Source organism: Tepidamorphus gemmatus (genome assembly GCF_004346195.1).
In the GTDB taxonomy this organism is placed as follows: domain Bacteria; phylum Pseudomonadota; class Alphaproteobacteria; order Rhizobiales; family Tepidamorphaceae; genus Tepidamorphus; species Tepidamorphus gemmatus.
Genome location: NZ_SMAK01000007.1, coordinates 38370 through 57928, shown reverse-complemented (window position 1 = coordinate 57928; position 19559 = coordinate 38370). Strand labels below are relative to the sequence as shown.

Below are 19559 nucleotides of genomic sequence, written 5' to 3'. Positions count from 1 at the left end.
GCTCAGGCCGCCCGCACCCGGTTCAGGAAGTTCTGTACCTGGGCTCCGAGACTGCGCACCTGATCGCCGATCGCGCTGGTAGCCTTCCGGTTGCGGTCGGCGACATCGAGGGTCTGCTCCGAGGCCGAACGTACCCGGCCGATCTCCGATTCCAGCGCCGACACGCCCTGGACGGTGGCGGCAGTATTGCTGGAGATCTCGTTGACGGCGGCGCTCTGCTGCTCGACGGCGGAGGAGATGCTGGCGGCGACCGCGTTGATCGCGTCGATCGTCTCGCGGATGGCGGCAATCGCCTCCACCGCGTCACGCGATGCGGCCTGCATCGCGCCGATCTGCTGCGCAATGTCCTCCGTCGCCCTGGAGGTCTGGGTGGCGAGGCTCTTCACCTCGGAGGCGACGACGGCAAAGCCGCGGCCAGCCTCCCCGGCGCGCGCGGCCTCGATGGTGGCGTTCAGCGCCAGCAGGTTGGTCTGCTCGGCGACATTGCGGATCAGATCGACGACATCACCGATCTTCTGGGCGGAATCGGACAGCTGGTGCACCGTCCGGTCGGTGCCGCGGGCGCGCTCGGCGGCCTGCTGGGCGATCTGGGTCGAGTGGCTGACCTGTCGCGCGATCTCGCCGATCGAGGCGTTCACCTCTTCGGTCGCCGACGCGACGGTCTCGACGTTGCGGATCGCCTGGCGGACGTGCTCGGCCGCCGAGTCGCTGCGCCGGCTCGAATCGGTGGCCACGCTCGACACCGTGTCGGCGCTCTCTCCGAGCTCGCGGACCTGCTCCGACAGGGTGCCGACCAGGCGTCCGACGCTCTCCTCGAACTCGTCGGAAAGCGCCTCGAGGACCCGGCGCCGCTCGGCAGCCGCGGCCTGCTCGCCGGCACGCAGCTCCTCCCCAAGGCGCCGCGCCTCGGCCTCGGCCGCGCGCGCCTTGGCGGTGGCGGCGGCCTGCTCGATGAAAGCGGCCGCCATCCGCGCGGTCAGCCAAACCAGCGCGGCGGCCTCGACCACAACCACCACAGCGTGCAGGACGACCCGGCCGAGCGAGGCACCATTCGGAAAGACCGCGGCCGGCAGGACGAAGTTCAGCAGCAGGTGATGGACCGCCACCACGGCCGTCGCGATGATGATTGTCCGCCAGTCGCAGAACGCGGCGAGGATCGCCAGCGCCGCGAAGAAATACATGTGCATGTCGATCTGCCAGGGATGTCCGGCCGCCTGGTAGACCAGCAGCGAGACCATCATCACCAGCGAGACGCCCATCACCGGCCGAGCCATGTCACCGGCCGCATCCATCCGCCAGGCTGCCGTGGCGATGGCGGCGAACAGGCCGGCAGCGAGGGTTGGGGCGAGCCAGCCGTTGCCGAGCCACACACCGGCCACTGCGATCAGCGGCACATGTGCCCACAGGAACCAGACCATGTATCGGCTCACCTGCGTCCGCAGGTCGATCAGGGCGTTCATGTCGTTTCATCCCTTCTGGAAAGTGGTGTCGGTTCCGGCGAGGCGCGCAGATCGAGGCATCCGCCGAAGGCGAGCGGTTCCAGCGCCAGCCAGACGCCCGCCTTCCTGAGCGCGCCGTAGCCGACATCGCGCGCAAACTGTGCGACGACGACGTTCTCGAATCCGCCGGTGGCAATCAGGCGGCCGTCCAGCGCGGCCAGCCGGCCGATGGCTTCGACCGCCGACGTTCCCGGCGCGAACACCAGCGGGACGGGGCGCTCGGCGGAGGGCAGCCGCAGTCCCGTCGCCAGCACGACGAGGGTGGCGAGCACCGTCATCGCGGTACCTGCGAGCCAAGCCAGCGCTGCGCTGCGATCCGACATGCCGTTGCTGATGCGCCTTTGCGGCGCCCTTCCGCACTGGTCCGGCACCTTCACCGCACCGGTCCCGTGCCCCGTCCGCTCGTTCGCCGGCAATCCTGTGCGACAAATGGTAAAGGCTGAATAAATCGGATCGGTATGAATCGGATCGGTCGTCGGGCAGGTGGTACCGCTACCTGCCGGCGCGCCCGAGCACCTGCATCAGTTCGGCGATCTTGCGGCGCTGTTCGGCCTTGTCGCCGCTCAGGATCGCGTGCTCGACGCAATGGCCGACATGGTCGCGCAGGATCTCCTCCTCGACGCGCTTCAGCGCGGCACGTACGGCATCGATCTGCGTGACGATATCGATGCAGTACCGATCCTCGGCGACCATGCGCGCAATCCCCCGCACCTGCCCCTCGATACGGCCGAGGCGTTTCGTCACGGCGGATCTCGTCTCGTCCTGCATGCTTGCCAAATACCCTATGGGGGTATAATGGTCAAGCGGCGGGCGATACCCCTACCGGGTATCTGGCGGGACGGCAACGGGAGACTTCGGATGAAGGCGCCTCAGCATCACCACCCTGATCATCCTGCGGCAGCGGAATCGCCGTCGCCGCGCTTGGCCGGTTCCTGTTGCGGCGGTCATGCGCCGGCTGCCGACCAGGCCGGCACGGTCAGGGACCCGGTTTGCGGCATGATCGTCGATCCTGCGACGGCGAGGCACAGCGCCGTCCATGACGGCGAGACCTACTGGTTCTGCAATCCGAAATGTCGCGAGAGGTTCATCGCCGATCCGGCGAGGTACCTGTCTCCGGGCCCAGCCGAGCCGGCGGACGAAACGGCCGTCTACACCTGTCCGATGCACCCGGAGATCCGGCAGATCGGCCCCGGCAGCTGCCCGATCTGCGGCATGGCTCTGGAGCCGATGACGGTCACGGCCGACTCCGGGCCGAATCCCGAACTCGCCGACATGACCCGGCGGCTCTGGGTCGGCCTCGTCCTGGCGCTGCCGGTCGTCGTGTTGGAGATGGGCAGCCATGTGTTCGGTCTCGACCTGGTCGCTCCGCAGGTCTCCAACTGGGGGCAGCTCGCGCTCGCCAGTCCGGTCGTTCTGTGGGCGGGCTGGCCGTTCTTCGCGCGCGGCTGGCAGTCGGTCGTCACCCGGAACCTCAACATGTTCACACTGATTGCCATCGGTGTGGGCGTTGCCTGGACCTATTCCGTGATTGCCACGCTGGCCCCCGGCCTGTTCCCGCCGGCAGTCCGTGATCAGCACGGCAGCGTTGCCGTCTACTTCGAGGCGGCGGCGGTCATCACGGTGCTGGTTCTGCTCGGCCAGGTGCTGGAACTGCGCGCCCGCGAGCAGACCAGCGGCGCGATCAAGGCGCTGCTTGACCTAGCCCCGAAGACGGCCCGGCGCATCACCGAGGACGGCTCCGACGAGGAGGTGCCGCTTGCGGAGATCGCGGTCGGCGATCGGCTGCGCGTGCGCCCCGGCGAGAAGGTTCCCGTGGATGGTGAGGTGATCGACGGTCGCTCGGCGATCGACGAATCCATGGTCACCGGCGAGTCGATGCCCGTCACCAAGCAGGTGGGGGACACCGTCATCGGCGGCACGATCAACCGCAGCGGCGCGCTGGTGATCCGCGCCGGCAGGGTCGGCCGCGATACAATGCTGGCGCGCATCGTCCAGCTGGTGGCAGAGGCGCAGCGCAGCCGGGCGCCGATCCAGCGTCTTGCCGATCGGGTTTCGGCCTGGTTCGTCCCAGCGGTCCTTCTTGTTGCGGTCGCGGCCTTCGCCGCCTGGTCGACCTTCGGTCCGCAGCCGAGGCTTGCCTATGCGCTGGTGGCGGCCGTCAGCGTGCTGATCATCGCCTGCCCCTGCGCGCTCGGGCTTGCCACGCCGATGTCGATCATGGTCGGCATCGGGCGCGGCGCCGGCCTCGGCATCCTGATCAGGAATGCCGAGGCGCTCGAGCGCATGGAGACGGTCGACACGCTCGTCGTCGACAAGACCGGTACGCTGACGGAGGGCCGTCCATCCCTGACCGCTATCGTCACTGCCGGCGACCTCGACGAGGCGGAAGTCCTGCGTCTTGCCGCCAGCCTCGAGCAGGCCAGCGAGCATCCCCTCGCAGCTGCGGTCGTCGCAGCGGCCCGGGAGCGCGGCATCCGGCTCGTCGAGCCGACCGGCTTCGACAGTCCGACCGGCAAGGGCGTCACCGGCACCGTCGACGGCCGGCGTATCGTCGTCGGCAATGCTCGCGTCATGACCGAGGAGGGCATCGCGCCCGGCGCACTCGCGGCCCGTGCCGAGGCGCTGCGCGCGAACGGCGCCACCGCGATCTTCGTTGCCGTCGACGGCATGGCGGCGGGCATTCTCGCCATCGCCGATCCGATCAAGCCGACCACGCCCGAGGCGATCCGGTCGCTTCACGCGGACGGCATCCGCATCGTCATGCTGACCGGCGACAACCGCACCACCGCCGAGGCGGTGGCCCGCAGTCTCGGCATCGACGAGGTCGAGGCCGAGGTGCTGCCGGACCAGAAGGCGGCGGCGGTTGAGCGGTTGCGCCGCGAGGGCCGGGTGGTGGCGATGGCCGGGGATGGCGTGAACGATGCGCCGGCGCTGGCTGCCGCCGACATCGGTATCGCGATGGGCACCGGCACGGACATTGCCATCGAGAGCGCCGGCGTGACGCTGCTCAGGGGCGATCTGACCGGCATCGTCCGGGCGCGGCGGCTTAGCCGCGCGACAATGCGCAACATCCGCCAGAACCTGTTCTTCGCCTTCCTCTACAACGCCGCCGGCGTCCCGGTCGCCGCCGGTGTCCTCTATCCCGTGGCAGGTATCTTGCTGTCGCCGATCATCGCTGCCGCAGCGATGGCGCTGTCCTCGGTGAGCGTGATCGGCAATGCGCTGAGGTTGCGGACCGTGCGGCTATGATGCGGTTATCACTGGAATTGGCTGGCACGGCCACACAATTTCCTTGATGGGCGGTTTTCTCACGCCGCCCGGACGCCGCCCTGCCGGGGATTGGAGGATATGATGCCCGAGGTTTCGCGTAGACAATTGCTGGCCGCAGCCGCGGGAGCGGGCGCCTTCTGGACCCTGCCGGGCCTTGCCGCACGGGCGGCCGGGGAGGGATTGCAGCTTGGCCCGCCGTCACCCTTCTCTTTCGACCTGCTGAAGGAGCGCGCCAGGACGCTGGCCGGCCAAGCCTATCGCGCGCCGGAGATCCGGGCGGCCGACATTCTCGAGGCGATCGACTACGACGCCCACCAGCAGCTCCGGTTCCGCGACGAGGCGACGCTGTGGGGCGACGACGCGGCGCGGCCTGGCGTCCGCTTCTTCCATCTCGGCCGCTTCTTCAAGGCTCCCGTCGGGATGCATGTGGTGGAGAACGGGCAGGCGCGGCCGATCCTCTACCATGCCGCCTACTTCGACATGCCTGACGATCACGTCGCCCGCGCGCTTCCCGACGACATCGGCTTCGCCGGTTTCCGGGTGATGGGCGAGGGCAACCGTACCGACTGGCTGGCCGTCCTCGGCGCCTCCTATTTCCGCACCTCCGGTCCCTTCAACCAGTACGGCCTGTCGGCGCGCGGCCTCGCCGTCGATACCGCCACCTCGCATCCCGAGGAGTTTCCCCGCTTTACCGATTTCTGGCTGGAGGGCGCCGGCAATGGCGGCCTGATCGTCCACGCGCTGCTTGATTCGCCAAGTGTCACGGGCGCCTACCGGATCGTCAGCCAGGCCCCTGCCGGGGGTATCGTCCAGAATGTCGATGCAGCCCTGTTCGTACGCCGGCCGATCGAGCGGCTCGGCATCGCCCCGCTGACCAGCATGTTCTGGTACGGCGAGAACAACCGCGAGGCTGCCCGTGACTGGCGGCCGGAGATTCACGATTCGGACGGTCTGGAAATCTGGACCGGAACCGGCGAGCGCATCTGGCGGCCGCTGGTCAATCCGCCGCAGGTCATGGTGAATGCCTTTCTCGACAACAACCCGCGCGGCTTCGGGCTCATGCAGCGCGACCGCGCCTTCGCCAACTACGAAGACGACGGTGTGTTCTACGATCGCCGCGCCAGCGTCTGGGTGGAACCGCTGGGCGACTGGGGCGAAGGCTCGGTGCAACTGGTCGAGATCCCGACCGACGACGAGATCCACGACAACATCGTCGCGTTCTGGGTGCCTCGGGAGCCGGTCGAGGCCGGTGCCGAATACGATCTTGCCTACCGGTTACACTGGCTCGCCGATTCGCCGCATCCCTCGCCGGTCGCGAGGGTCGTCGCGACCCGGATCGGCATGGGCGGCGTGCCCGGTCAGCCGCGTCCGCCGGGAGTGCGCAAGTTCGCAGTCGATTTCGACGGCAAGGGCATGGCCGGCCTTGACCGCAGCAGCGGCGTCGAGGCGGTGGTGGCAGCCAGCCGCGGCACGGTCAGCGGCGCGGTCGCCTATCCGGTGGTGAGCACCGAGCGATGGCGGGTCATCTTCGACCTGGAGATTGCCGGCCCCGGCCCGGTCGATCTGCGCATGTTTCTGCGCAAGGGCGCGGACGCGCTGAGCGAAACCTGGATCTACCAGTACTTCCCGAACGAGATGTCGTAGGCGGACACCCGGCCGCAGCCTGCCGTCTTCCTCGCCGGCATGCCCCTTCCCGCGGCGCAGGTGTCCCCCGATTGGCAACCTTTCGGCCCGGCGATACCTGTTGGCGGTGAGCTGCGATCAAGCCCCCGATGCCGGTCTGCTGCCCGAGCCCTTCGCCGGCTGGTTCGCCGCGCGCGGATGGGTGCCACGCCGCCACCAGCTCGAGCTGCTGCGGTGGGTCGGCGCCGGTGGCTCGGCGCTGCTGGTCGCCCCCACCGGTGCGGGCAAGACCCTCGCGGGATTCCTGCCTAGCCTCCTGGAGCTGACGGCGGGGCGTGCCCCGCTGGTGCGCCGCGGCGGCCTGCACACCCTCTACATCTCGCCGCTTAAGGCGCTTGCGGTCGATGTCGCGCGCAATCTCGCCACCCCGATCGCCGAGATGGCCCTGCCGGTCCGCGTCGAGACCCGCACCGGCGACACGCCTGCCGGCCGCCGCCAGCGCCAGCGCACCGATCCGCCCGACATGCTGATGACGACGCCCGAACAGCTCGCCCTGCTGATCGCCGCGCGCGACGCGCCGCGACTGTTCGCCGGGCTGAGGACCGTCGTGCTGGACGAACTGCATGCACTCGTCACCTCGAAGCGTGGCGACCTGCTGTCGCTCGGCCTCGCCCGCCTGCGCCGGCTTGCGCCGGGGCTGCGGATGATCGGCCTGTCGGCGACCGTCGCCGATCCGGCCGCACTTGCCCGCTGGATGATGCCACAGGACGGCAGCGGCCCGGACCCGTCGGCGGCACATGTGATCCTCGCCGATCCCGGTGCGCCGCCCGACGTGTCGATCTTGCTGCCGACCGAACGGATTCCCTGGTCGGGTCATTCGGCGCGCCATGCGGTTGGCGCGATCTACGCGGCGATTCGTGCCCACCGCACGACGCTGGTATTTGTCAATACCCGCAGCCAGGCAGAGATGCTGTTCCAGGAGCTGTGGCGCATCAACGATGACGGGCTTGCCATCGCGCTGCATCACGGCTCGCTCGACGTCAGCCAGCGCCGCAAGGTCGAGGCAGCCATGGTGGCAGGCCGGCTCGATGCGGTGGTCTCGACCTCCACCCTCGATCTCGGCATCGACTGGGGTGATGTCGATCTCGTCGTCAATGTCGGGGCGCCGAAGGGGGCGAGCCGCCTCGCCCAGCGCATCGGCCGCGCCAACCATCGGCTCGACGAGCCGTCCAAGGCGGTGCTGGTGCCGGCCAACCGCTTCGAGGTGCTGGAATGCCGCGCCGCGCTCGACGCGCTCGCCGAGGGCGCGCAGGACACGCCGCCGCCGCGCGCCGGCGCCCTCGATGTGCTCGCCCAGCATGTCCTCGGCTCGGCCGTCGCCGCTCCCTTCGACGCGGACGCGCTGTTTGCGGAGGTGCGCTCGGCGGCGCCCTATGCCGGTCTCGACCGGGAGACCTTCGACCAGGTGGTCAGGTTCGTTGCAACGGGCGGCTACGTGCTGTCGACCTACGAGCAGTATGCCCGGATCCGCCAGACGGGCGACGGGCTCTGGCGCATCACCCATCCCCGCGTCGCCCAGCAGTACCGCCTCAATGTCGGCACGATCGTCGAGGCGCCGATGCTCAAGGTCAGGCTGGTCAGGCCCGGCCGCAGGGCGGCGCTGGCCGGCGGGCGGATGCTCGGCGAGATCGAGGAATGGTTCATCGAGCAGCTTGCGCCCGGCGAAACCTTCGTCTTCGCCGGCGAGGTTCTGAGGCTCGAGGCTCTGCGCGAGACCGAGGCCTATGTCTCGCGTGCCGCTGACGCCGATCCGCGCATCCCGGCCTATCAGGGCGGCAAGCTCCCGCTGTCGACCCATCTTGCCGACCGGGTGCGGGCGATCCTCGCCGACGAGCGGCAATGGCGCGGCCTGCCGGGCGATGTCGGCGAGTGGCTCGGCATGCAGAGGCTGCGCTCGGTGGTGCCGCGCCGCGACCAGCTTCTGGTCGAGACCTTCCCGCGCGGCGGCCGCTTCTACCTGGTTGCCTATCCGTTCGAGGGGCGTCTTGCGCACCAGACGCTGGGCATGCTCCTGACCCGCCGCCTGGAGCGCGTCCGCGCCCGCCCGCTTGGCTTCGTCGCCAGCGACTATGCGCTCGCCGTCTGGGGCCTCGCCGACCTCTCGGCGCTGATCCGGCGCGGGCGGCTGTCGCTCGCCGAACTGTTCGACGAGGACATGCTGGGCGACGATCTCGAAGCCTGGCTCGCCGAATCGAGCCTGATGAAGCGCACTTTCCGCAGCTGCGCGATCATCGCCGGGCTGATCGAGCGCCGCCATCCGGGCAAGGAGAAGTCCGGCCGGCAGGTGACCGTTTCCTCGGACCTGATCTATGACGTGCTGATGCGCCACGAGCCCGACCACGTGCTCTTGCGCGCAACCCGTGCGGATGCCGGCACCGGCCTGATCGACGTTGGTCGCGTCGGCGTCCTGCTCAAGCGCATTCGCGGCAGGATCGTCCATCAGCCGCTGGAGCGCGTCTCGCCGCTCGCGGTTCCGGTGCTGCTCGAGATCGGCAGGGAACCGGTCTACGGCGAGGCCGAGGACACGCTGCTGGCCGAGGCCGCGGAGACGCTGATCGCCGAGGCGATGGCGATGCCGGGCGACGGCAAGGCTTAGGCGTCGGCCGACCGCCGTTCCTGCTCCCTCGGCCATCCCGGACGGCGCAGTCGATCCAAGATCGGGCGGGCAGGACGTCAGCAGGACTGCCGTGGCGCGATGACGGCCGGCAGAGGCGCGGATAGGGGGGAGGTGGGATGACGGGGTGGTGAAGCGCGCTCAGCTGCTCTCCGGCCTGAGGCGTTCGATTTCGGCGATGCGGTCCTTGGCGCTCGCCCAAAGCCGTTCGGTGACAGCAGCCAGCACCGCCTCGACCAGCGCCAGCGGCGCGACGTTGGAGTCCCAGTTCGACGGTACCGCGATGTGGGCCGACAGGATATGGGCGGCGACCCGCGCGATCGGCGACAGCCACTGGTCGGTGATCAGCACGACCCGGACACCGCGCCCGGAGGCAAGGCGGGTCAGCGCGACGATATCGGGCTGGTACCGGCGCATGTCGAAGGCGACCAGCACGTCGTTGCGGCGCATGTCGAGGATCTGGTCGCGCAGATTCTCGATCTGACCGGCGAGATGGATGACCCCCGGCCGGACGATCCGCAGATGGGCGGCGGCGTAGCGGGCGATCGGATCGGTGAAGCGGCCGCCGATCAGGTGGATCCTCCGCTTCGGATCGGCGATCAGTTCGACCACCGCCTCGAACTCGCCCGGCGGCAGATGGGCGAAAGTCTGCATGAGATTGGTCGCGACCGCATCGCGGAACCGGTCCACCGGCCGTTCGCCGCCGGCTGCTGCCGGGCTCGCGCCACCGTCGAAATTCGCCTTCATCAGCGGCGACTGAAGCTGCGCCTCCAGTTCCTCGCGTAGCCGCTTCTGGAAATCGGGATAGCTCTGGAAGCCGATCCGGGCGACGAAACGCAGGATGGTCGGCGCGCTGACACCGGCGCGGGCAGCGAATTCGGCGACCGGCTCAAGTCCCGCCAGCGGATAGGTCGCCAGCAACACATGCGCCGCCTTGCGCTCGGTGGCGGTGAACTCCTGCAGGCGTTCGCGGACCTGCTCGGCGATGGTCAGTCCCGTCTCGCTCATGCGCTTCCTCTTCGGCGTGCTGTCGCCCCGCCTGCGGCGTCAGTCTGCTGCGGTGATGAAATTGTGGTTTCAGAATTGACATCGTCCAGGCGGCTGTATCTAAAATACCTGATCAGGCATCAGACCGGATTCCGGTTCCGACGAAAAGGGCGATCATGGGGGAGACGAACGGTTCGGCGGGGGTCGGCAGCGATACCGCGCTCGTTCGCCTCGAAGGCTCGCCTGCGGGCGGCGATTTCGTCATCCTGTGCGATCATGCCAGCAACCGGGTGCCGGCGGGCTTCGGCGAGCCCGGCCTCGGCGAGGAGGACATGCGCCGCCACATCGCCTGGGATCCGGGGGCGCTGCCGGTGGCGCGGATGCTGGCACGACTGCTCGGCGCCCCGCTTCTCTATCCCGACGCCTCGCGCCTGCTGATCGACTGCAACCGGCCGATCGACGCGCCGGATTCCGTGACCGTGCGCAGCGAGGACACGTCGATCCCGGGCAATGCCGATCTGCCGGCTGATCTGCGCGCGCGCAGGATCAGCGGCATCTACGAGCCCTATCACGCGGCGATCGACGCCCTTCTCGACGAGCGGGCGCGGGCCGGTGCGCAGAGCGTGCTGGTGGCGGTACATTCCTTCACGCCTGTCTATCGGGGCCGGCCGCGGCCCTGGCATCTCGGTATCCTGTACGGTCGTGACCGGCGGATCGCCGACAGCCTGTTTGCGACCTATCGGGGCGAGCCGGAAACCGTCATCGGCGACAACGAACCCTATGGACCCTGGGACGGCGTCTACCATACGCTGGAACGGCACGGCGAGGCGCGCGGCCTGCCGTGCGTCATGCTCGAGATCCGCAATGACCTGATCGCCACGGCGCCCGATCAGGAGCGCTGGGCGAACAGCCTGGCCGCGGCACTGTCGGCGGCCAGACGCGATCTTGACATGCCGGCCGTTGCGGCCGGGGAACGGTGAGCGGGGAGCCATGCCGAAGGCGATCACAGCCTATGTCCGGCTTGTCGATGGCGTGAACAGGTATGTCGGCCTGTTCGCGATGTATCTCGTCTTCGCGATGATGGCGATCCTGTTCTATTCGTCGATCTCCAAGACGTTCCTGCTGCCTGCCAACTGGACGCTCGAAATGGCCCAGTTCACCATGGCGGCCTACTACATACTCGGCGGTGGCTATTCGCTGCAGATCGATTCCCATGTGAGGATGGACCTCGCTTACAGCCGCTGGTCGCCGCGCACCAGGGCGGTGGTCGATTCGGTCACCGTTACGTTCCTGATCTTCTTCCTCGCGGTACTGCTGATCGGGGGCATCTCCTCGACCGGGTACGCGCTCAGATACGGCGAGACCAGCTATTCGTCGTGGTCGCCCTACATGGCGCCGATCAAGATCATCATGTGCATCGGCATCACGCTGACGCTGCTGCAGGCCATCGCTGCCTTCTTCCGCAATCTCGCCGAGGCCATCGGGAGACCCATTCCATGAGCTATGAGCTCATCGCCATCCTGATGTTCTCCTCGATGATGGTGATGCTGATCACCGGCCAGCGGGTCTATGGCGCGATCGGCTTCGTCGCCGTTGTCGCGGCGCTGCTGCTGTGGGGCGATGGCGGCGTCGAGCTCGCCTTCGGCGCATCCATGAAGCTGATGAAATGGTATCCGCTGCTGACGCTGCCGATGTTCATCTTCATGGGGTACATGCTGTCGGAATCCGGCATCGCCGACGACCTCTACGAGATGTTCCATGTCTGGTTCGGTCCGGTCCGCGGCGGGCTTGCGATCGGCACCATCGGCGTCATGGTGGTGATCTCGGCGATGAACGGGCTGTCGGTCGCCGGCCTTGCCATCGGCGCGACCATCGCGCTGCCGGAACTGCTCAGGCGCGGCTACGACAAGATCATGGTGACCGGCGTCATCCAGGCCGGCTCGACGCTCGGTATCCTCGTGCCGCCGTCCGTCGTGCTGGTGCTCTATGGCATGATCGCCCGCCAGCCGATCGGCCAGCTCTGGCTCGCCGGTGTTCTGCCCGGCCTGATGATGGCGAGCCTGTTCATCGTCTACATCCTCGTGCGCTGCTACCTGCAGCCGCAGCTTGCGCCGGTCCTGCCGAAGGAGGAGCGGCAGGTGAGCCTCGCCCGCAAGCTCAGCCTGCTCAGGGCCGGCATCCTGCCGCTGATGATCTTCTTCCTGATGATGGGCCTGTTCATGATGGGCATCACCAGCCTGGTCGAGAGCTCTGCCGTCGGCGCCATGTCGGCGACGGTGGCGGCGCTGATCAAGGGCCGGCTGACGTTCCGTGTGCTGCACGAGACGGTGCGCAAGACGCTCGGCGTCAGCTGCATGTTCATGTGGATCATCCTTGCCGCGCTGACCTTCGGCGCCGTCTTCGACGGACTCGGTGCGGTCAAGGCGATCGAGGCGTTCTTCATCGACAGGCTCGGGCTCGGGCCATGGGAGATCATCATCATGATGCAGATCTCCTACCTGCTCATGGGGATGTTCCTCGACGACACCGCGATGCTGGTGATCGTCGCGCCGCTCTATGTGCCGCTGGTGCGAGCCCTCGAATTCGATCTGATCTGGTACGGCATCCTGTACACGATCACGTGCCAGATCGCCTACATGACCCCGCCCTTCGGCTACAACCTGTTCCTGATGCGCGCCATGGCTCCGCCGGAGGTGACGCTCGCCGACATCTACCGCTCGATCCTGCCCTTTGTCATCGTCATGACCTGCGGATTGGCGATGGTGATGGCATTCCCGCAGATCGCGCTGTGGCTGCCGCAGATGGTCTACGGGCGGTAGCTGCGTCCGGCGCGGGAGGAGAGTGTCGGACGCGGCGGGGACTTCGACTGCGGCGGGGGGGATGCCGCCGCGCAGACTGAACCGACGAGAAGGGAGACGAACAGCATGACCGAATCCAGGAAGCTCACGAAGCGACAGTTCCTGAAGACGGCGGGTGTCGCGACCGCCACCGCCGGCGCCACGACCCTCGCCGCGCCTGCCGTGATCGGCCAGTCGCCGATCCGCTGGCGTCTGCAGACCTATGCCGGCCCGGCGCTGGCCGAGCACGTGATCAAGCCGTCGATCGACGCCTTCAACAAGGTCGCCAACGGCGAGATGGTGATCGAGCTGTACACCGCCGACCAGCTGGTGCCGACAGGCGAGCTGTTCCGCGCCATGCAGCGCGGCACCATCGACGCGGTGCAGAGCGACGACGACTCCATCGCCGCGCCGGTCGACATCTCGGTGTTCGGGGGCTACTTCCCCTTCGCCACGCGCTATTCGCTCGACGTGCCGGTGCTGTTCAACCAGTACGGGCTGCGCGAGATCTGGGAAGAGGCCTATGGCGAGATCGAGAACGTCACCTGGCTCAGCGCCGGCGCCTGGGATCCGTGCCACTTCGCGACGGTGAAGCCGCTGCGCTCGCTGTCCGATCTCCAGGGTCTGCGGGTGTTCACGTTCCCGACAGCCGGCAAGTTCCTGTCCCGCTTCGGCGTCGTGCCGGTGACACTGCCCTGGGAGGACGTCGAGGTCGCCGTGCAGACCGGCGAGCTCGACGGCATCGCCTGGTCCGGCATCACCGAGGACTATACGGTGGGCTGGGCGGACGTGACCAAATACTTCCTCACCAACAACATCTCCGGCGCCTGGATCGGATCCTATTTCGCCAATACCGAGCGGTGGAATGCCGTTCCCGATCACCTCAAGGAGCTGTTCAAGCTGTGCATGGACTCCTCCCACTACTATCGCCAGTGGTGGTACTGGGGCGGTGAGGCGGAGCTGCGCGTCCGCGGTGCCAAGCTCGAGCTGACCACCATTCCGGAGGATGAGTGGAAGCAGGTCGAGGAGGCGGCGGTGACGTTCTGGGACGAGATCGCGGCGATGAGCCCGCGCAACGCCCGCGTCGTCGAGATCCTGAGGAAGTACAACGACACCATGCGCCACGCCGGTCCGCCCTACCGCGAGGCCTGAGAGGGCGGGGCTCGCAGCCCCGGCCGAGACAGTTGCGGGGGCCGGCGGCGCGGCCGGCCCCCGTCCGGAACCAGCCGGCAATCAACGGACACCACACATGGCTGCCAAGCTCACCCTCGAAACGCTCGCCAAGGCGGTCAAGGCCGGCGACATCGACACCGTCATCGTCTGTTTCCCGGACATGATCGGCCGCCTCGTCGGCAAGCGCTTCCAGGCCGAGCATTTCGTCGCCTCCGCCCATGAGGAGACGCATGCCTGCGACTATCTGCTTGCCAATGACATCGAGATGGAGCCGGTGCCCGGCTACAGGGTCGCCAACTGGGCGCGGGGCTACGGCGACTTCGTGCTGAAGCCCGACCTGGCGACACTGATGCCGGTGCCGTGGCTGCCGCGGACGGCACTCGTGCTGTCCGATCTCGTTGACCACCACCATCACGAACCGATCGCGCACAGCCCGCGCGCGATCCTCAAGCGCCAGCTCGAACGGCTCGAGGGGCTCAAGGCGACCGCCTTCTTCGCGTCCGAACTGGAGTTCTATCTGTTCGACGACAGCTATCGCGCCGCCTTCGAAAAGGGGTACCGGAACCTCACCACCTCCGGCTACTACATCGAGGACTACAACGTCCTGCAGTGCACCCGCGTCGAGCCCGTCATGCAGGCGATCCGCACCAGTCTGACGGCGGCTGGCATTCCGGTCGAGAACACCAAGGGAGAATGGGGCCCCGGCCAGGAGGAACTGAATGTCCGCTACGCCGACGCGCTGACCATGGCCGATCGCCACGTCGTCATGAAGAATGCGGTCAAGGAGATCGCCGACCAGCACGGCAAGTCGATCACCTTCATGGCCAAGTGGCGCTACGACCTCGCCGGATCGAGCTGTCACATCCATTCCTCGCTGTGGGACGCAACGGGCCAGACGCCGCTGTTCTTCGATCCGACGGCAGAGCGCGGCATGTCGAAGCTGATGCGCCACTACGTCGCCGGGCTGATCGCCCATTCGCGCGAGATCACCTGGTTTCTTGCCCCCTACATCAACTCCTACAAGCGCTTCCAGGCCGGCACCTTCGCCCCGACCAAGGCGATCTGGAGCGGCGACAACCGCACCGCCGGATTCCGGGTGTGCGGCGAGAACACCAAGGCGGTGCGGATCGAATGCCGGATGGGCGGCGCCGACCTGAACCCCTATCTCGCCTTCGCCGCGATCCTCGCCGCCGGCATCTCCGGGATCGAGAACGAACTCGAACTGGAACCGCCCTTCGAGGGCGACGCCTACCGCGGCGAGACGCTGCGCGAGATCCCCAAGACCCTGCGCGAGGCGATCGAGCTGATGAAGGGCTCGAGGATGCTGCACGAAGCGTTCGGCGATCAGGTGATGGAGCACTACATCCATACCGCCGAATGGGAGCAGGGCGAGTACGACCGCCGCGTTACCGACTGGGAGGTGGCGCGCGGCTTCGAGCGGGCGTGATCGTGCCGGGCGCAGCCCGCCCCGGTCGCAGCACCGCAGCCCCGCTGCCCGTTGGGTCGGGTCTGATCCGGCGAATGCCATGTGCACAGCGAGGCCCGGGTCGGGCCCCGGCGTGAGCTGCAAGCGGACCGATCGACAGCATCCGGGGGAAGCACGACCCCAATTCTGGAAACAAGGCATCAACGCATGACCTCCACCATCCGCTGCATCTCTCCAGTCGACGGATCGCTCTATGCCGAGCGGCCGCTCACGCCCGACGCCGAGGTCGACGCGGCGCTCGCCGCGGCGAAGGCGGCGCAGGCCGAATGGTCGCGGCTGCCGATCTTCGAGCGGGCGCGCTACTGCAATGCCGCCGTCGATGCGATGGTCGCGATGCGCGACGAGATCGTGCCCGAGCTTGCCTGGCAGATGGGCCGGCCGGTGCGGTACGGCGCGGGCGAACTGCGCGGCTTCGAGGAGCGTGCCCGCTTCATGATCGACATCGCCGACGTGGCGCTCGCCCGTATCGATCCCTTGCCGAAGGAGAATTTCCGGCGCTGGATCACCCGCGAGCCGCTTGGCATCGTCTTCGTGGTCGCGCCCTGGAACTACCCCTACCTGACCGCGGTCAACTCGGTGATCCCGGCGCTGATGGCCGGCAATGCGGTGATCCTCAAGCATGCCGCACAGACGCTGCTGGTCGGCGAGCGGTTCCAGCGCGCCTTCGATGCGGCAGGGCTGCCGGCGGGGCTGTTCCGCAACCTGGTGCTCAGCCACGCCCAGACCGCGCGGATCATCTCGGCAGGTCTCGTCGATCAGGTGAACTTCACCGGCTCGGTGCCCGGCGGCAAGGCCATCGAGCGGGCGGCTGCCGGCACCTTCACCGGCCTCGGCCTCGAGCTTGGCGGCAAGGACCCGGCCTATGTCCGGCCCGACGCCGACATGCGCGCCGCCATCGAGAATCTGGTCGACGGCGCCTTCTTCAACTCGGGCCAGTCCTGCTGCGGCATCGAGCGGATCTATGTCCACGCCGATGTCTACCAGGAATTTGTCGACGGCGCGGTCGAACTCACGCGGCAATACGTGCTGGGCAACCCGCTCGATCCCGACACCACGCTCGGCCCGATGGTCAAGGCCGAGGCGGCCGACTTCGTGCGCGACCAGATCGAGGCGGCGGTGCGGTCCGGTGCGACCGCGCATATCGATCCGAAGGCGTTCCCGCGCGACGCCAGGGGAAGCCCCTACATGGCGCCGCAGGTGCTGACAGGGGTCAATCACCAGATGGCGGTGATGGTCGAGGAGTCGTTCGGTCCGGTCGTCGGGATCATGAAGGTTGCCGACGACGAGGAGGCGATCGGGCTGATGAACGACAGTCCCTACGGGCTCACCGCCTCGCTGTGGACCTCGGATCTCTCCACGGCCGAACAGATCGGGCAGCGGCTCGAAACCGGTACGGTATTCATGAACCGCTGCGATTATCTCGATCCCGCGCTCGCCTGGACCGGCGTCAAGGACTCCGGCCGAGGCGTGACGCTGTCGCGGATCGGCTACGAGACGCTGACCCGGCCGAAGTCGTGGCACATGCGGACGAGCTTCGCGTCGTAGCAGCCTCCCAGGGCGTGATCAGGTGAAGTGAACTCCGGTTCACAGGTTCGATCACGCGGCCAAACGAGACGCCAGAGGCGGATCGCTTCAGTCTGGACCGATCCAAGTCTGGGCATCGCCAACCCCAGGTGGACCTATCCATGCAGATCACCGCGAACTGGAACTATCCGACCGCCGTCCGCTTCGGACCGGGCCGCATCGGCGAACTGGCCGATGCCTGCCGGGTGGCCGGCATCTCGCGCCCTTTGATTGTCACCGACCCGGGACTTGCCGGCCTGCCGATGATCGCCCGGATGTCGGCGATCCTGCAGGAGGCGGGCCTGCCGGCCGCGATCTATTCGGACGTTCGTCCCAATCCGGTCGAGGCCAATGTCATGAACGGCGTGGCCAAGCTCCGCGCCGGCGGCCATGACGGCGTGGTGGCGGTCGGCGGCGGCTCGGCGCTCGACTGCGGCAAGGTGATCGCCTTCATGGCCGGTCAGACCCGTCCGATGTGGGATTTCGAGGACATCGGCGACTGGTGGACGCGCGCCGACCCGGCGGGCATCGCGCCGGTCGTCGCCGTGCCGACAACGGCCGGAACGGGGTCCGAAGTGGGGCGGGCCGGCGTCATCACCAACGAGCAGACCCACACCAAGAAGGTGATCTTCCATCCGGCGATGATGCCGAAGGTGGTGATCTGCGATCCGGAACTGACTGTCGGCTTGCCGGCCAGGCTCACCGCCGGCACCGGCATGGACGCCTTCGCCCATTGCCTCGAGGCCTATTGCGCGCCGGGATACCATCCGCTCGCCGACGGCATTGCGGTCGAGGGCATCCGGCTCGTGAAGGAATTCCTGCCCCGTGCGGTAGCCAACGGCAGCGACATCGAGGCGCGCGCCGGCATGATGGCGGCTGCGGCGATGGGAGCGACGGCGTTCCAGAAGGGGCTGGGTGCGATCCACTCGCTGTCGCATCCGGTCGGCGCGCTCTACGACACCCATCACGGGCTGACCAACGCCGTCTTCATGCCCTACGTGCTGGTCTTCAACCGCCCCGCCATCGAACAGCGCATCGCCCGGCTGGCAGCCTATATCGGCCTTGCGGCGTCGTTCGATGCCTTCCTCGCCTTTGTGCTGGAGCTCAGGCGCGAGATCGGCATCCCGCACACGCTCGCCGGTCTCGGCGTCGACGACGCCCGCTTCGATCTCATGTCGGAGATGGCGATCGTCGATCCGACCGCCGGCGGCAACCCGGTGAAGCTGACGAAGGAGGCTGCCCGCAGCCTGTTCGAGGCGGCGCTGGCCGGACGGTTGTAGCGCGCAGCTCCCCGGGTCCGGGTCATCCCGGCAGGACCGTCAGGTCAGAGCAGAGCCGGGACCGCGGCGCCACCACGCGGGACGCGCTGCCCCTGCGATGCCGGCCCTGCCGATCCCGGACCATCGCTTGCCCCCGACCATCGCTTGCGCGGCGTCCGCGACGACGCTCGCCGGGCGTGCGCCTCAGCTCTCGAGGTTCAGGAGCCGCGCCGCATTGGTCGCCACCATCTTGCGGATGTCGGCCTCGCTGACCTGCAGGTCGAGCAGCATCGAGACGATCTCCCGCCAGCCGGCAACCGGCAGCGGCGCCTCGGTCAGGCCGAGGTCCGAGCCGAGCACGGTGCGGTCCGGGCCGACAACATCGATCAGGTGCTTGAGATCGGCCGGGCCAAAGAGCTTCGCTCTCGAATTCTCGACGAACATGCAGATCGAGTGCTCCATGTAGACACCCATCGAGGCGAAGCTCTGCATGTCCGCGTCGGTGCAGTCGATCAGATAGGTGGGGTGATTGATCAGCATCTTCCTGACGCCGCGCGCCTTCGCCTCCTCGAACAGCGGTACCTGTTCGCTGACATGCAGGTGCCCGCCGGCCAGGATGATGTCGGCTTCGGCGATCAGGTCGATGCAGGCCTTGGTCTCGTCAGTGAGCTTGCCGTTGGCATCGAGTACCGTGAGCGGCGTCGGCGCAACCATCTTCTCCCGCGTCGAAGGAAACGCCATCGCCTGCTTGTTCTTCGCCGCATACTTGTCGATGTGGTTCTTTGCCGAGAAGGTCGGCATCCAGACGATCTTGCCGCCGAGCTTGACGCACAGATCGACGGCGTAGCGGTTGACCCCGCCGGTCGCATTGTTGAGCGCCGTTCCGGAGAACAGCCTGACCTTGCGGTCGGGATAGGCCTTCTCCAGCATCTGCGCGTGCGCCATTCCCGGATAGAAGTGGTCCTTGTAGAGGATCGCGCGGAATCCGGCCGCATCGGCCTGCGCCTGCGCTTCCTCGTGGTCGAGGATGCGCGGCATTGCCGAGGGCCCGCTGTGCACATGCAGATCGACTGCGCCCTTCAGAAGGGCAGAGACCTGTTCGTCCCGCGATCTCGCGTCGAGGGTGGCTGCGGACATGACGTTTCCTCATCCGATGTTTCGAACAACAAAACAATATGCCGAAGATCA

Annotated in this window: 15 protein-coding genes; 10 read left to right on the top strand and 5 right to left on the bottom strand. The window is 67.7% G+C overall.

Annotated features, from left to right (window positions below; all coding sequences use genetic code 11):
• Nucleotides 1–2: 2 nt before the first annotated feature.
• The 3 genes from EDC22_RS12065 to EDC22_RS12055 all read right to left on the bottom strand — a co-directional run bounded on the left by EDC22_RS12065 (nt 3) and on the right by EDC22_RS12055 (nt 2267).
• On the bottom strand, nt 3–1460 hold the full coding sequence (locus EDC22_RS12065) for a methyl-accepting chemotaxis protein (RefSeq protein WP_132806921.1): 1458 nt from the start codon (nt 1458–1460) through the stop codon (nt 3–5).
• The gene (locus EDC22_RS12060) at nt 1457–1822 is read right to left on the bottom strand and encodes a hypothetical protein (RefSeq protein ID WP_132806920.1); all 366 of its coding nucleotides are present in this window, start codon (nt 1820–1822) and stop codon (nt 1457–1459) included. The genes EDC22_RS12065 and EDC22_RS12060 overlap by 4 nt, the downstream gene beginning before the upstream one ends.
• Nucleotides 1823–1991: 169 nt before the next feature.
• Nucleotides 1992–2267 (bottom strand): metal-sensitive transcriptional regulator, encoded by a 276-nt coding sequence (locus tag EDC22_RS12055; RefSeq protein ID WP_132806919.1) that lies wholly within the window; start codon nt 2265–2267, stop codon nt 1992–1994.
• Nucleotides 2268–2357: 90 nt separating this feature from the next.
• Here EDC22_RS12055 and EDC22_RS12050 point away from each other — a divergent pair, with 90 nt between their 5' ends.
• The 3 genes from EDC22_RS12050 (at nt 2358) to EDC22_RS12040 (ending at nt 9048) form a co-directional block, all read left to right on the top strand.
• Nucleotides 2358–4748 carry a heavy metal translocating P-type ATPase gene (locus EDC22_RS12050; RefSeq protein ID WP_132806918.1) on the top strand — a complete coding sequence of 797 codons (2391 nt, stop codon included), beginning with the start codon at nt 2358–2360 and terminating at the stop codon, nt 4746–4748.
• 102 nt (nt 4749–4850) lie between these two features.
• Nucleotides 4851–6413 (top strand): OpgD/OpgG family glucan biosynthesis protein, encoded by a 1563-nt coding sequence (locus EDC22_RS12045; RefSeq protein ID WP_132806917.1) that lies wholly within the window; start codon nt 4851–4853, stop codon nt 6411–6413.
• Between the two features lie 100 nt (nt 6414–6513).
• Complete coding sequence (locus EDC22_RS12040; RefSeq protein WP_132806916.1) at nt 6514–9048, top strand: ligase-associated DNA damage response DEXH box helicase; 2535 nt, start codon at nt 6514–6516, stop codon at nt 9046–9048.
• A gap of 159 nt (nt 9049–9207) precedes the next feature.
• Here EDC22_RS12040 and EDC22_RS12035 read toward each other — a convergent pair whose 3' ends face one another.
• Nucleotides 9208–10074 carry a MurR/RpiR family transcriptional regulator gene (locus EDC22_RS12035; protein WP_132806915.1) on the bottom strand — a complete coding sequence of 289 codons (867 nt, stop codon included), beginning with the start codon at nt 10072–10074 and terminating at the stop codon, nt 9208–9210.
• A gap of 155 nt (nt 10075–10229) precedes the next feature.
• On the opposite strand from EDC22_RS12035, the gene EDC22_RS12030 reads away from it, so the two are divergent.
• The 7 genes from EDC22_RS12030 to EDC22_RS12000 all read left to right on the top strand — a co-directional run bounded on the left by EDC22_RS12030 (nt 10230) and on the right by EDC22_RS12000 (nt 18392).
• On the top strand, nt 10230–11033 hold the full coding sequence (locus EDC22_RS12030; RefSeq protein ID WP_132806914.1) for an N-formylglutamate amidohydrolase: 804 nt from the start codon (nt 10230–10232) through the stop codon (nt 11031–11033).
• Between the two features lie 10 nt (nt 11034–11043).
• Nucleotides 11044–11553 (top strand): TRAP transporter small permease subunit, encoded by a 510-nt coding sequence (locus EDC22_RS12025; RefSeq protein WP_132806913.1) that lies wholly within the window; start codon nt 11044–11046, stop codon nt 11551–11553.
• The gene (locus tag EDC22_RS12020) at nt 11550–12872 is read left to right on the top strand and encodes a TRAP transporter large permease (protein WP_132806912.1); all 1323 of its coding nucleotides are present in this window, start codon (nt 11550–11552) and stop codon (nt 12870–12872) included. The genes EDC22_RS12025 and EDC22_RS12020 overlap by 4 nt, the downstream gene beginning before the upstream one ends.
• 105 nt (nt 12873–12977) lie before the next feature.
• Entirely contained in the window at nt 12978–14042 is a 1065-nt protein-coding gene (locus EDC22_RS12015; protein WP_132806911.1) for a TRAP transporter substrate-binding protein, read from the top strand.
• 97 nt (nt 14043–14139) lie between these two features.
• The gene (locus EDC22_RS12010; RefSeq protein WP_132806910.1) at nt 14140–15510 is read left to right on the top strand and encodes a glutamine synthetase family protein; all 1371 of its coding nucleotides are present in this window, start codon (nt 14140–14142) and stop codon (nt 15508–15510) included.
• Between the two features lie 186 nt (nt 15511–15696).
• Nucleotides 15697–17094 carry an aldehyde dehydrogenase family protein gene (locus tag EDC22_RS12005; RefSeq protein WP_132806909.1) on the top strand — a complete coding sequence of 466 codons (1398 nt, stop codon included), beginning with the start codon at nt 15697–15699 and terminating at the stop codon, nt 17092–17094.
• Between the two features lie 140 nt (nt 17095–17234).
• The gene (locus tag EDC22_RS12000) at nt 17235–18392 is read left to right on the top strand and encodes an iron-containing alcohol dehydrogenase (RefSeq protein WP_132806908.1); all 1158 of its coding nucleotides are present in this window, start codon (nt 17235–17237) and stop codon (nt 18390–18392) included.
• Nucleotides 18393–18575: 183 nt separating this feature from the next.
• Here the strand turns inward: EDC22_RS12000 and EDC22_RS11995 are convergent, their stop codons facing one another.
• A complete protein-coding gene (locus tag EDC22_RS11995) occupies nt 18576–19508 on the bottom strand; it encodes a DUF6282 family protein (RefSeq protein ID WP_132806907.1) in 933 nt (310 codons plus the stop codon).
• Between the last annotated feature and the right edge of the window lie 51 nt (nt 19509–19559).